The following is an 11,453-nucleotide window of genomic DNA, read 5'->3' as shown; positions in this document are numbered from 1 at the left end:
GGCCGGGGTGCGGGGCCGGACCCCTGTGGTGCGGGGCCCGGCGGTTGCGCGGGGGCGGGAGCGTGCTCCTGGGGTGGCGGGGGCGATTCCGGGGTGGGGTCCTCCCAGGCCAGGAAGGCCTGGCAGGCGGTGCAGAAGCGGGTGCCCGGGGGGTTGTCGTGCCGGCAGGTGGGGCAGATCATGACGGCTCCCCGGCGGGTTCGAGGGGGAGGACCTCGATGCGGTACGTGACGTGCGCGGGGACCTCCGACGCGACGAGCTCCTCCAGCGCCGCCCGGTCGACCCGCGCGGGGTCGGCGACCCGCAGCCGTACCGTCACCCGGGCGCCGGGCGTGCCCGGCAGCGCGGTGCCGGGGCGCGGGGACCACGCGGTGCCGCCGTTCTCCCGGATCTCCGGCTCCGTGCCGGTCGCCCGGCGGATCGCCTGGACCAGCCCGCGCCGGGTGCCGCGGATGCGGTGCTGCCCGACCGCCGCGGCGATGACCTCGCGGCGCAGCGCCTCGGGACGCTCCTGGTCCTGCTGGACGGCGGCCCACTGGCCCAGCCACAGCAGGAAGTCCGCGGGCGCGGTGCCGCTGCTCAGATGGGCGGCGAGGTTGTCCAGGACGAGCAGGTCGGGCGCGACCACCTCGTCCAGCGCGGCCAGGAAGCGGTGCAGGAAGTCCTGCTCCTGGTAGACGGCCGGCAGCCGGTCGATGAGCGGGTGCGGGCTGGGCAGCCCGGGGATGGCCGAGCGCATGTCACCTCACCTGCACCTGGACGTCGTGGCTGTAGCTGAACACCAGCGAGTTCGGGGCGAGTTCGAGCCGGTCGACCGGGTCGGTGCGCTCGCCGGTGTACGGGTCGGCGGGGAAGAGCTTGACGTCCTCGACGAGTTCGACGCCCGGCACCCGCTGGAGCACCGCGAAGACCTCGCCGGAGTGGACGGGCCGCCCGAAGGGCCAGCCCTGGTCGTCGGGCCCGCCGGTGAGCGGGCTGAAGTGGTGGTAGAGCGCGGCGAGCGCGGCGTCCCGCAGCGGCCCGGTGGGCGTGCCCGGTACGGCCTGCACCCGCGCGGCCACCGTCATGCCCTGGTAGAAGGGCGGTTCGACGTTGAGCCGGGTGCCGACCGGGCAGCGGTCGTGCAGGTAGGAGGCGATCCCGGAGAGCATGTCGGTGGGCGGCTCCAGCTCGCGGAAGTCGATGCGGCCCTGCGCGTCGCCGCGCCCCGCCGGGACGACCAGCAGCCGCACCCCGCCCGCCGCTTCGGCCGGGTCCTCGCCGGAGGCGGCCGCGGACAGGCAGCGCACCCGGGCCACGCCCGGGGCGACCTCGCGGGCGAGCCGCTCGTAGTCCTCGGCGACGACCGCGCGGTGCAGCGTGCGCAGGGTGAGCGGCCCGCGCACCCGGGCGTTGTCGACGGTCTCGCCGTCGACCCCGCCGACCGCCGCCCGGCGGTTCTCGACCCGCGCGACGAAGGGCACCGAGCTGCGCAGGATCCGCAGCGCCCCGCGAGAGACGTTGCCGCGCCGCCCGCCGCCGGTGCGGTAACCCCGTACCCGCACGGTCGCGTCCTTCGGCGGGACCGCGCCGAACAGCCTTACCGAGCCGTCCGGTTGGTGTACGGCCGGGCCGAAGTCGACCCGCCCGGAGCCCGGGTCGAGGGTGAAGTGCCGGTCGGACCAGGCGGAGTGCGCGAAGTCGTCGACCTGCTTCCAGCGCGCCCAGCCCTCGCCCTCGGCGACCTCGACGACGAAGGGCGCCCCGGTCGGCTCGACCGGCGGCCGGGCGACGTGGAAGGTCTGCCCGGGCAGCCCCTCGGCCGCGCCCAGCACCTCCGCGGCGACGCTCTCGGCGTGCAGCGCCTCCACCGTCCCGCCGATCGTGAACGCACCCGCCTGCCGTACGGTCGGCGGGGCCACGTACGTCGGCTGGCCCTGCCCGGCCGAGACCAGCCGGCAGCGTACCCAGCCCGCGGTGACGCCCGCGCGCACCGCGGCCGCGTGGCCCTCGGGGACGTGCAGCACGACCTCGCCGGCTTTGTTGAAGCCGCCGGTGTCGTCCTTGTCGACCTCGCACGGCAGCCACTCGTCCCCGCACAGCGCCTCCCAGCGCAGCGGCGGGTCGGTCGGGTCGACGCCCACGCCGTGCACCTGGCAGTCCAGCCGCAGCACCACCGCGCAGCCGGGCACCGCCGCCGACAGCCCGACGTACAGGCAGTCGCCGGGCTGCGGGGTGGCCCCGAAGCACGGCACGTCCCGGCCCAGCCGCAGCTCGGCGGTGCGGTCGGTGACCGCGCCGCCCGCCGTGCCCGTCGCCAGGTACGCCCGCTCGCACGGCACGACCGCGAGGTCCCGGGCGGTGCTGAAGACCACCGCCTCCTCGGTCTCGGTGCGCACGGTCGCGACCTGGGTGCCCGCCGGGACGCGCACGGTGTCCGGCTGCGGCGCCGACAGCCAGAACGTCACGTCCGCGCGGGCCGCGGTCGGCGGGAAGAGCCGCACCCCGATGAGGTCGAGGAAGGCCAGGTAGTTCTTCTCCGGCACCCTGTTGAGCCGGTAGATGAGCTGGTCGACCATCGTGGCGAAGGCCTCGATGAGCGTCACGCCCGGGTCGGAGACGTTGTGGTCGCTCCATTCCGGGCAGCGCCGCTGCACCAACTGCTTGGCCTGGTCGACCAGTTGCTGGAAGGTGCGGTCGTCCAGGTTCGGGGCCGGCAGCGTCATTCGCCCTCCTGGTGCTGCGGGATCACGTAGAACGGGAAGACGAGGTTGCGCGGGTCGTTCGTGCCGCGCACGGAGTAGCCGATCTCCAGGTAGAGCACGCCCTTGTCGGCCTCGTCGAAGCGGACCGCCACCTCGGCGACGTCGATGCGCGGCTCCCAGCGGTCGAGCGCGAGCCGTACCTCGTACGCGAGTTGGCCCGCGGTGCCCGCGTCGGCCGGCGCGAAGACGTAGTCGCCCAGCGCGCAGCCGAACTCGGGCCGCATCGGGCGTTCGCCCGGCGAGGTGGAGAGGATCAGCCGGATCGACTCGGCGATCTCCCGGTCGTCGCGGACCAGCGCGATACTGCCGGTCGCGTCGGTGTGCGGCGGGAAGGCCCAGCCCGCACCGATGAACTCCTGCCCCATGGCTCAGCCTCCGATCAGCACGGTCGGGCAGCCCGCGACGACGGGCGAGCCGCATCCGGCGGTGTCGCCGACCCGGGCGGCGCGCCGCCCGCCGATGAGCACGGACGTACTGCCCGGCCCCTGGATCACGGACGGCGGGTGCAGCGGCGTCCCGCACGTGTGCGGGGTGCCGACGACCGCGGCGGCCTGCCCGCCGATCAGCACGGAGGCCACGCCGGGGCCGCTGACCACCCCGCCGTGCCCGGTCGTGTCGCCCACCCGGGCCGCTGCTCCCATCCGCCCTCGACCTCCCCCGTGACGTCAGTTGATACGGACCATCGGCGCGGTCACCGACAGCGAGCCGTTGCTGCGGACGTCGGTGCGTTCGGTGCCGTCCACCGTCACTTGCCGGCCCTGCACCGAGACCGCCGCGTCCGTGGTGAGCGACACCGCGCCCGAGCCCGCCCGGAGCGCCAGCCCCGAGCGCGCGGCGACCTCCACCACGTCCCCCGAGAGCCGCAACCGGCCCTTCCCGGCGTCGAGTTCGACACCGCTCGCCGCCTTCACCGACACCTGCGAGCCCGCTTCGATCGCGACCGACCCGTCGCTGTGCACCGTGATCGCGGTCTGCTGCCGGTCGAGGGTCAGATGCGTCTTGCCGTCGCCGGTCACCAGCCGCACGCCCTGCGGGCCGCCCGCGGTGTCGAGCAGCTCCAGCTTGTTGCCCTCGCGGGAGGCCAGCGCCCGCCGGTTGACGGCGCCGCTCGTCGGGTCGACGGCGTGCCCGCTGCCGCCCTGCGCCGCGGCGGGCTTGTCCTTGCCGTTGAAGAGCCCGCACAGCACGTACGGCGCTTCGAGCCGGCCCTGCTCGAAGCCGGCCAGCACCTCCTCGCCGACCTCGGGGATGAACGCCTCGCCGCCGCCCGTCCCGCCCGCCTGGCCGCAGCGCGCCCAGTCGCTGGTGTAGTCGTCCGACAGCCACGGGAAGCGCACCTTGACCCGGCCCAGGCCCTGCGGGTCCTGGGTGTCCGTGACGGTCGCGTTGACCAGCCCGAAGTACCGGCCGTCCCGCTCGGGGCCGCTCTCGCCCGACAGGCCGTAGAGCGAGCGGTCCTGGTCGCCGGTCACGCCGATCCACGTCTCGTAACCGCTGGCGGGATCGAAGACGTGCCGCACCGACGTCACCGTGTAGCCGCCCTCGAAGGGCGCGCCGACCCCGGCGAGCGTCACCGTGCTGCCTGCGCGGATCTCCGGGTTGCCGCGCACCACCGCCTCCAGCTCCGCGAACGACCCCGCCACGCGGGCCGCCAGCGCCTTCGCGGCCTGGTCGACATGCGCCTGGTCGCCGTACGCGGTGTCGCTGACCAGCAGGCTCGCCGGGCCGAAGGGGCGTGTGACGTCGGCGGCGCTCACGCCGAGCCGCAGCGTGCCGGACGTCCCGGCGTCCGCGTGGCCCACCAGCGGCTGCTTGGTCTGCACGTCCCAGCCACGCACCTCGACCTCGGTGACCTGCTCGGCCGCGGACACCGACGCCCGGCAGCGCAGCAGGTTGTCGCCCATCTCCAGCACCAGCGGGTCGCGCGCGGCCCGCGCGGTCACCGGGGGCGCCCCGCCCGCGCCGGGCGGCGCGGTCACGTTGAGCTTGCCGTCCTCGACGTAGACCTGCGCGCCCGCCTGCTCGGCGAGCATCCGCAGGAACGCCCAGTCGGTGACGTTCGGCTGCACGACGTGCTCCAGCACCGGGCCCGCGACGTCGATCGACCCCGGGCGCAGCCCCGCCCGCCGGGCGACCTGCGTGCAGATGTCGGACAGTGTCATGTTCTGGTAGCCCGCGACCCGGCGGCCGCGGAAGAGCCGATAGGACTCGTCCGTGCCGCGCACCACCGTGAAGGTGCCGCCGTCGTCGATCTCCAGCTCCAGCGCCGTGACCGCACCCGTCAGCAGCGGCTCCGCCGTCGGCGGCCCGCCCGCCGCCGCCCGCAGCCGCACCTGCGTGCCCACCGCGATCCCCGCCTTCGCGAGCAGGACGCGGCCCGGGTCGCGGAAGCGCAGCAGGAACGTGCCGGGCAGCGTGCGGCTGCCGTCCACGTACGCCTCGACGAGCGTGTCGCCGAGCCCCGCGGGCAGCGGACGCCCGCCGAACTCCATCACCAGCGTCTTCGCGACGCCCTGGTCGACCACGGGTCACGCCCCGCCGCCGGCGCTGTAGGCGCCGTTGCCGTTGCCGCCGGCGTTGTAGGTGCCGTGCCCGGCCTGCCGCAGCCGGTCGATCTCCTCGACTGCGGGCAGCAGCAGCTCCCGGCCGTGCGCGAGCCGGATCGGGTCGTCGATGCCGTTCGCCGCGGCGATCACCCGCCAGGCCGCCGGGTCCCCGTACTCGCGCCACGCCAGGACGGCGAGGGTGTCGCCGCTGCTCACCTTGTGCACGCGGTGCGGGTGCAGCGCGCCCGACGTCGGGTTCTGGCCCGGGGTGTCGCCGCTGATCTCCTCCATCGTGACCTGGCAGACCGCCCGGATCGGCACCCCGGAGGTCGTGAAGAGTGTGTAGTTCGCCTGCACCTGGCTGACGTAGCCGGGAAAGCCGGTGAGCCCGCCCCAGTGGAAGACCACCCACGGCGGCGACGCCCGCTTCTGCTGCCGCGTCTGCCCGGTCGGCACGCAGCACGAGAAGAGCTGCTCCACCGTCCTCACGACGCTGGTGTCGTGCGTGTCGCTGGCGTCCAGGAACATCTCGACGGTCAGCTTGCTGGGCTGCGGCCCCTGGTATTCGGGCGGGCCCGCGCTCTTGGCGCCCTTGGCGGGCGTACGGTTCCAGGTCGCCGCCTTGGTGAGGCTCAGCTCCTTGGGGTTGAACTGGAAGTCGATCCGCCCGCACGCCGGGCCCGGCGTCAGGCTGCCGCCCGGCGGCGGGGTGCGCAACTCCAGGTAGGCGTGCTCCAGTTTGGGGCGCGCGCCGCCCGCCGCCCCGGCCGCGGTGCCCGCGCCCGTCGCGCTGAACGCCACCGGACTGCTCATCGCGTCAGCTCCCCATCACATAGCCGTGGTGCGCGATCTCGATCGTCTCCACGGCGACCTTCGGCGACTCCGGGCTGAACGACGGCCCGCTCCACCGCACCGGCACCACTTCGAGCAGGCCCCACTGCGCCACCACGTGGCCGTCGGCGGTGCGCGCCTCGATGTGCGCGGTGCGGCGTTTGATGCCCGTCGTCATGCTCGCGAACCACTTCGCGACCTTCTCGGTGTCGCGTGTCAGCGGCCGGGAGAGCTTGACGTTGGAGTAGCGCAGCCGGGTGGGCAGTTGCCACGACAGGCTGTTGTTGCCGCCCTCCTCGCGCGTCTCCAGCACGACCTCGCAGCCGAGCCCGTCGCAGGTGTTGAACGAGCCCAGCTCGATGCCGTCGACGGTCACGACGAAGCAGACGCTGACCGCGGGGTCATCGGTGACCGACATGACGTCACTCCTTCTTCCCGTAAGTGCGTTCTCAGTGGCGGGTGTTGATGAGGAAGCCCGCGCGCTCGCGGTCGCGCCGCAGCTCGTCCTTGAGCAGACGGCTCAGCCGCGGGAAGAGGGCGCGGACGAGGGCGTCGTCGACGTGCTGGGCGGCGCCGTCCTCCCCGTCCGCCTTCCGCGCCGGGTCGGCGGGCTTGCTGGTGGTCGTGGCCGCGGGCCCCCCCGGGTCGGGGGAGGAGTCGGCGGAGTCGGCGGAGTCGGACGCGGCGGAGGGGGCGAACTCGGGTTCGGCGGTGGCGGGGTCGGGCGCGCGCTGGACGGCGAGGGCGGTGAGGGCGGTGGAGGACGGCGGGGTGAAGACCACGGAGCCGTCCGCCGTGCGCTGGGCCACGCCCGCCGCGATCGCGACCGAACCGGCGTCCGTCCAGGGGCGGTTGGCGGCGGACCTGCGGGGCTCGGGGCGCGGTGCGGGCGGGCCTCCGGACGTGGCGCCGCCGGGCGCGGCGGCGGAGGAGCGCTGGACGTAGGGGGCCGTGGGGACGGCGGGGCGGGGGGTGGCGCGGCGGGCGGGCTCGGCCGGCGGCTCGGTGGCCCAGCGAGCGACCACCGGCTGCTCCGGGTCGGGCGCGGGCGTCGTGGTGGTGCCGGGGCCGTCGGTGCGGGCGAAGAGCGGGACGGGGCGTTCGCCGACCAGCCCCGCCAGGTGCTCGGGCCCGGTCGCGGGCGGCGGTGGGGGGTGCGGCAGGTCCGCGGGGAGGCGCTGCATCCCGACCAGGGCCAGGGGGTTGCCGGGGGCTCCGGTGGCTTCCGTGGCGTCGGAGGCCGGGGTCCGGGCGTCCGGGGCCGGGGCCGGGGGGAGCAGGGGGCTGTCGCCGAGCAGCGGGCCGTCCGCGGGGGAGCCGGGCGGCGCGGCGGCTACGGGGGGCGGGGCGTCCGGGGTCTCCCGGGAGGACTGCGTCGTGAGCGGTTCCGGGGCCGCGGGCTCGGGGGTCACGGACGCGGGCGTGGAGCGGGCGGCGGGCCCGCGCGCGGTCGGCGGCAGCCCCGGGAGGGGCTCGCCGATGCCCAGGTGCTGGTGGGGCCGGACCGCGGGCTGCTCCGTCGTCCGCTGCACGGGCGGGGTGGCGGGCGGCGGGAGGGGCGGGGCCGCGGGGCGGGCTCCGGGGGGTGCCGCGCGCTGGACCGCGGGCGGCGCCGGGGGCTCGGCGCCGGGGGGCGGTACGAGGGGCGGGGCGGGCAACTCCCGTACGGAGGAGGGCTCGTCCGCCGTGGGCGGCCCGGCGTCAGGCGGAGCGAGCGGTCGTACGACGACGGGCCCGGCTTCTTCGGGGGGTGCGGCAGCCGAGGTCAACGGCCCGCCGCCCAGAATGCGTTGCAGCGCCACCGCCGGGTGTGCGCCCGTACGGCCCGAACTCGGCGGCGCCCAGGTGCGCGTGCCCGGCCCGACTGCCTCGGGGGCTGCGGCGGGCGGCGGTTCGGGGGACGCGGACGCGATGTCGTACAGCGTCCCGGACGGCGCCTCAGGGCTCACCACGTGGCCCAGCGGCCGGGACAGCGAGACGTCCTGCCAGGTGTCGAGGGACGCGCGGAAGCCGCCGGGGTCGGTGACCAGGCCGAGGTCGCCCGTCGTGCGCTGGATCGGCGGCAGCTCGCGCCACGCCTCCCCACCGCTCCTCCCGGCGGTCTCGGGGTCCGCGGTGGCCGCGGGCCTCGCGTCCGGCCGGCTGCGGCTTCCGCCGCCGAGCCATGACAGCAGTCCCACCCCGTCTCCCTCCCTTCCCGCTCAGCGGATGTGCCCGGCTCAGCCGCTGAGCTGCGCCGCGTGCCGGACGTACCGGAGCCGGTCGGCGTGCTCCAGATCGAGGATCTGGTCGAGCGGCCAGTGCAAGTGGTAGGCGAGGTACGCGACTTCCTCGTGGATGCGGTCCGCCGCGTACGTCACGATTCCCCCAGGCGACCACCGCCGCCGGACAGCTCCACCGCGAAGTCCTCCCGGCAGGCCGGGCAGGTGACGCGGGCGCGGGTGTGGCCCTCGGAGTTGATCCGCCGGTAGAAGTCCTGCAGGAAGGCCAGGTCGGACGCGAAGAGGTCCTCGATGACGCCCGGGTGCACGTCCTCGACGGTCCCGATCCGTACGACCACCCGGGAGATCAGCACGACCGACAGGTACGCCGAGTTCTCCCGCACCCGGTCGTCGCGCAGCGGCACCAGCTCGTCGCGTGCCGTCGCCAGCCGCATCACGCCCGAGCGGTGTACCGTGCCCGACTCGTCCACGTAGCCGCGCGGCAGCTCGAAGGCGAACTCCGTGCGCAGCCCGGCGCCTTGGCCGGTTTCCGGCGCTCCGGCGGCCCCGCCCTCCGCGCTGCGGGGTGCCGGGGCCGCGGCCGTGATCCGGCGCATCAGTCGAGTTCCACGCTCTCGTAGGTGATCGACAGCTTCTCGGTGAGGACCGAGGTGTCGCCCGCCTTGAGGGTGCTGATCTCCAGCGACTTGGGCCAGGCGTTGATCAGCTTGTAGCGCTTGATCGGCAGGCCCTCGTAGTCGTAGACGATGATCGACCCGTTGCGCCGGGCGTTCGTCATCTTCCCGAACCGCGAGTCCTTGATCCACTTCTCGAAGCTGTTGTCCTCGGTGAGACCGCGGGTGACCGTGACCTCGCCCGCCTTGGGGCGGCCCGGCAGCTTCTTGATCGCGTACTTGCCGTCCGCGGTGTTCTGCTTCAGCTCGATGACGTCCTGCTCCATCTTCAGACCACTGACCTCGGTGATCCGCTTGATGAGGACGCTGTCGAACTCCAATCCGAACGAATGCCCGACAGAAGCGTCGAGTTCGGGCAGCGGCATGTCTCCGGCCTCCTGTGATCGCCTTCCGGCTGCTTCCGGCTACGGGACTTGGGGCGGTTTACGCGTCGGGGGCCGGCGTCCTACTCGTCGACGGCGCCGGAACCGGCGGACATCTGCGCGAGCCGGAAGACCACGAACTCCGCCGGCTTCACCGGGGCCACCCCCACTTCGCACACGACCTGCCCCGCGTCGATGGCCTCCGGCGGGTTGGTCTCCGCGTCGCACTTGACGTAGAAGGCCTCGTCCGGCGTGAGGCCGAACAGGGCCCCCTTGCGCCACTCGTTGACCAGGAAGGCGGAGATGGTGCGGCGGATCTTGGCCCACAGCGCGTCGTCGTTCGGCTCGAAGACCGCCCACTGGGTGCCGTTGAGGATGGACTCCTCCAGGTAGTTGAAGAGCCGGCGCACGTTCAGATAGCGCCACGACGGGTCCGACGACAGCGTGCGCGCGCCCCACACCCGGATGCCCCGCCCCGGGAAGACCCGCACGCAGTTGACGCCCGCCGGGTTGAGCAGGTCGTGCTCGCCCTTCGTGATCTGCGTCTGCAGCGCGACCGCCCCGCGCACGACCTCGTTCGCCGGGGCCTTGTGCACCCCGCGCGTCTCGTCGCTGCGCGCCCACACCCCCGCGATGTGGCCGCTGGGCGGCACGAAGCCGTCCCGGCCCACGGACGGGTCGAAGACCTTGATCCAGGGGTAGTAGAGCGCCGCGTACTTCGAGTCGAACGCCGCCGTCCGCTCCCGCCACACCTTCACCTGCTGGGGGCTCAGCGCGGGCGGCGGATCCAGGATCGCCACCCGGTCGCCCATCAGCTCGCAGTGCGTGACGAGCGCCTGCTGCACGGAGATCAGCTGCTCGCCGTCGATCCGGCCCGCCTGGTACGCGCTCATCAGGTCCGGCGCGGCCACCATCGTGACTTCCTCGACCGCTTCGAGCCCCGCCACGCCCGTGCGCTGCTCCGGGTCGCCGGTGTACGACGCCGCCGACACCTCCAGCGTCCCCGGCGCGGCCGCCGGCACCGCCACCTGCTGCGCCTCCGGCCGCTGCGGCGCCGGCCCCTGCTGGCTCTCGGCCAGCGCGATGTACTGCGAGCGGGAGCGTACTTGGGTCGCCGCGTTGTCCTTGCTGCGCTTGGTGGTCAGCTTGGGGTACGTCTCCACGACCTCGCCGTCCCGCCGGACGACGAGCCCGAAGGTGTCCTGCGGCGGGTCCTCGCCCTCGGGCTCCGTGACCTCCACCGAGATCTGCCCGGTGACCTGCGGCAGCGCCCGCACCTCGTACGGCCCGAGACGCGCAGCCTCCCCGCCGGTCAGTTCGGCGGGCTCGTCCTGGGCGGCGGAGTCCGGCGCGCCGATACGCACGACGTAGCAGATGCCGCCGCCGTTCGCGAAGAATCCGTAGACGGCGCCGGGCAGGTACGCTCCCTCGGCGAAGTCGCCGAACACGCTCTTGAACTGCGTCCAGTTGCTGATGGGCGTCGGCTCGTGCAACGGCCCCTTGCGAGCGAATCCGATGAACGCGGCAACCGCGGTCCCGACCCCCTCGATGGGCCTCGACCCGGACTCCACCTCTTCGACGTAGACGCCCGGGGACAGGTACGACGGCATGCCACTCCCCCTCGACCATGAGATACGGGAGGAAATCCTCCGGCGACCTTCCCTTCGGCGCACAGGATTTGGGCCGTACCGGCGACTCGACCTCGATGACCGAGAGGGCAGCCCGAACGGGAGAACCGAAGGGGCAGTTCCCCCTTCCCCAACGGCCCACCTTGTTGCTTGCTTTTCTGTTGCGGCGGGTGGGGGCAGAGGTGACCCTGACGTCCATGGCGTCGACCGCGCGCGGGGAACGCGGAGCAGCCGAGCGGCCCGGGAGCCGCACGGCCGACCCCTCCCGCGCCCCCGCCGCCCCGGCGGAGGGCGCCCCCGAGCCGGCGGCCCCGCTGTGCCGCGCGTCGGTGCAACTGCTCCAGGCCGCGGCGGGGAATGCTGCGGTTTCCCGGTTGGTGGCGCAGCGGTTCGTGGCGCCGGTGTCGCCGTCACCGTCGCAGGCGCCGGGGATGCGGCGGGTGTCG

The 11,453-nt window shown here is 74.5% G+C and carries 12 protein-coding genes and 2 pseudogenes; 1 reads left to right on the top strand and 13 read right to left on the bottom strand.

Features of this window, described 5'->3' with window-relative positions; all coding sequences use genetic code 11:
• From IH54_RS47470 to IH54_RS0137635, 13 genes and pseudogenes are all read right to left on the bottom strand, one after another.
• Positions 1–182: pseudogene (locus IH54_RS47470) on the bottom strand (protein phosphatase); the annotation flags it as partial.
• A complete protein-coding gene (locus IH54_RS0137690) occupies positions 179–739 on the bottom strand; it encodes a phage tail protein (RefSeq protein WP_031525806.1) in 561 nt (186 codons plus the stop codon). The gene IH54_RS0137690 and the pseudogene IH54_RS47470, both read right to left, overlap by 4 nt.
• 1 nt (position 740) lies before the next feature.
• Positions 741–2,705: a putative baseplate assembly protein gene (locus tag IH54_RS0137685; RefSeq protein WP_031525804.1), complete on the bottom strand. Its 1,965-nt coding sequence runs from the start codon at positions 2,703–2,705 to the stop codon at positions 741–743.
• On the bottom strand, positions 2,702–3,109 hold the full coding sequence (locus tag IH54_RS0137680; protein ID WP_031525802.1) for a GPW/gp25 family protein: 408 nt from the start codon (positions 3,107–3,109) through the stop codon (positions 2,702–2,704). Before IH54_RS0137680 ends, IH54_RS0137685 begins: the two co-directional genes overlap by 4 nt.
• A gap of 3 nt (positions 3,110–3,112) precedes the next feature.
• A complete protein-coding gene (locus IH54_RS0137675; RefSeq protein ID WP_031525800.1) occupies positions 3,113–3,385 on the bottom strand; it encodes a PAAR domain-containing protein in 273 nt (90 codons plus the stop codon).
• Positions 3,386–3,409: 24 nt separating this feature from the next.
• On the bottom strand, positions 3,410–5,269 hold the full coding sequence (locus IH54_RS0137670; protein WP_043183441.1) for a VgrG-related protein: 1,860 nt from the start codon (positions 5,267–5,269) through the stop codon (positions 3,410–3,412).
• A 3-nt stretch (positions 5,270–5,272) separates the two neighbouring features.
• On the bottom strand, positions 5,273–6,103 hold the full coding sequence (locus tag IH54_RS0137665; protein WP_052398325.1) for a LysM peptidoglycan-binding domain-containing protein: 831 nt from the start codon (positions 6,101–6,103) through the stop codon (positions 5,273–5,275).
• A 4-nt stretch (positions 6,104–6,107) separates the two neighbouring features.
• Complete coding sequence (locus IH54_RS0137660) at positions 6,108–6,539, bottom strand: phage tail protein (protein ID WP_031525793.1); 432 nt, start codon at positions 6,537–6,539, stop codon at positions 6,108–6,110.
• 31 nt (positions 6,540–6,570) lie between these two features.
• Entirely contained in the window at positions 6,571–8,301 is a 1,731-nt protein-coding gene (locus IH54_RS0137655; protein ID WP_031525791.1) for a hypothetical protein, read from the bottom strand.
• Positions 8,302–8,340: 39 nt separating this feature from the next.
• On the bottom strand, positions 8,341–8,481 hold the full coding sequence (locus IH54_RS46430; protein ID WP_199923532.1) for a DUF6760 family protein: 141 nt from the start codon (positions 8,479–8,481) through the stop codon (positions 8,341–8,343).
• Positions 8,478–8,939, bottom strand: coding sequence for a hypothetical protein (locus IH54_RS0137645; RefSeq protein WP_031525789.1), 462 nt, complete (start codon positions 8,937–8,939; stop codon positions 8,478–8,480). Before IH54_RS0137645 ends, IH54_RS46430 begins: the two co-directional genes overlap by 4 nt.
• Positions 8,939–9,382: a phage tail protein gene (locus IH54_RS0137640; protein WP_031525787.1), complete on the bottom strand. Its 444-nt coding sequence runs from the start codon at positions 9,380–9,382 to the stop codon at positions 8,939–8,941. The genes IH54_RS0137645 and IH54_RS0137640 overlap by 1 nt, the downstream gene beginning before the upstream one ends.
• 80 nt (positions 9,383–9,462) lie before the next feature.
• Complete coding sequence (locus IH54_RS0137635) at positions 9,463–10,989, bottom strand: phage tail sheath family protein (protein WP_031525785.1); 1,527 nt, start codon at positions 10,987–10,989, stop codon at positions 9,463–9,465.
• Positions 10,990–11,204: 215 nt separating this feature from the next.
• Between IH54_RS0137635 and IH54_RS47465 the strand changes: the two are divergent.
• A pseudogene (locus IH54_RS47465) lies at positions 11,205–11,453 on the top strand (hypothetical protein); the annotation flags it as partial.

Origin of the sequence: Streptomyces sp. NRRL F-5123, from assembly GCF_000721495.1 — a bacterium.
GTDB lineage: Bacteria > Actinomycetota > Actinomycetes > Streptomycetales > Streptomycetaceae > Actinacidiphila.
This window is presented reverse-complemented; position numbering and strand designations above follow the sequence as displayed.

Bases quoted from the DNA above. Each gene is read 5' to 3' on its own strand.
- IH54_RS0137690 (WP_031525806.1), bottom strand. From the start codon at position 739: ATGCGCTCGGCCATCCCCGGGCTGCCCAGCCCGCACCCGCTCATCGAC.
- IH54_RS0137685 (WP_031525804.1), bottom strand. From the start codon at position 2,705: ATGACGCTGCCGGCCCCGAACCTGGACGACCGCACCTTCCAGCAACTG.
- IH54_RS0137680 (WP_031525802.1), bottom strand. From the start codon at position 3,109: ATGGGGCAGGAGTTCATCGGTGCGGGCTGGGCCTTCCCGCCGCACACC.
- IH54_RS0137675 (WP_031525800.1), bottom strand. From the start codon at position 3,385: ATGGGAGCAGCGGCCCGGGTGGGCGACACGACCGGGCACGGCGGGGTG.
- IH54_RS0137665 (WP_052398325.1), bottom strand. From the start codon at position 6,103: ATGAGCAGTCCGGTGGCGTTCAGCGCGACGGGCGCGGGCACCGCGGCC.
- IH54_RS0137660 (WP_031525793.1), bottom strand. From the start codon at position 6,539: ATGTCGGTCACCGATGACCCCGCGGTCAGCGTCTGCTTCGTCGTGACC.
- IH54_RS0137645 (WP_031525789.1), bottom strand. From the start codon at position 8,939: ATGCGCCGGATCACGGCCGCGGCCCCGGCACCCCGCAGCGCGGAGGGC.
- IH54_RS0137640 (WP_031525787.1), bottom strand. From the start codon at position 9,382: ATGCCGCTGCCCGAACTCGACGCTTCTGTCGGGCATTCGTTCGGATTG.
- IH54_RS0137635 (WP_031525785.1), bottom strand. From the start codon at position 10,989: ATGCCGTCGTACCTGTCCCCGGGCGTCTACGTCGAAGAGGTGGAGTCC.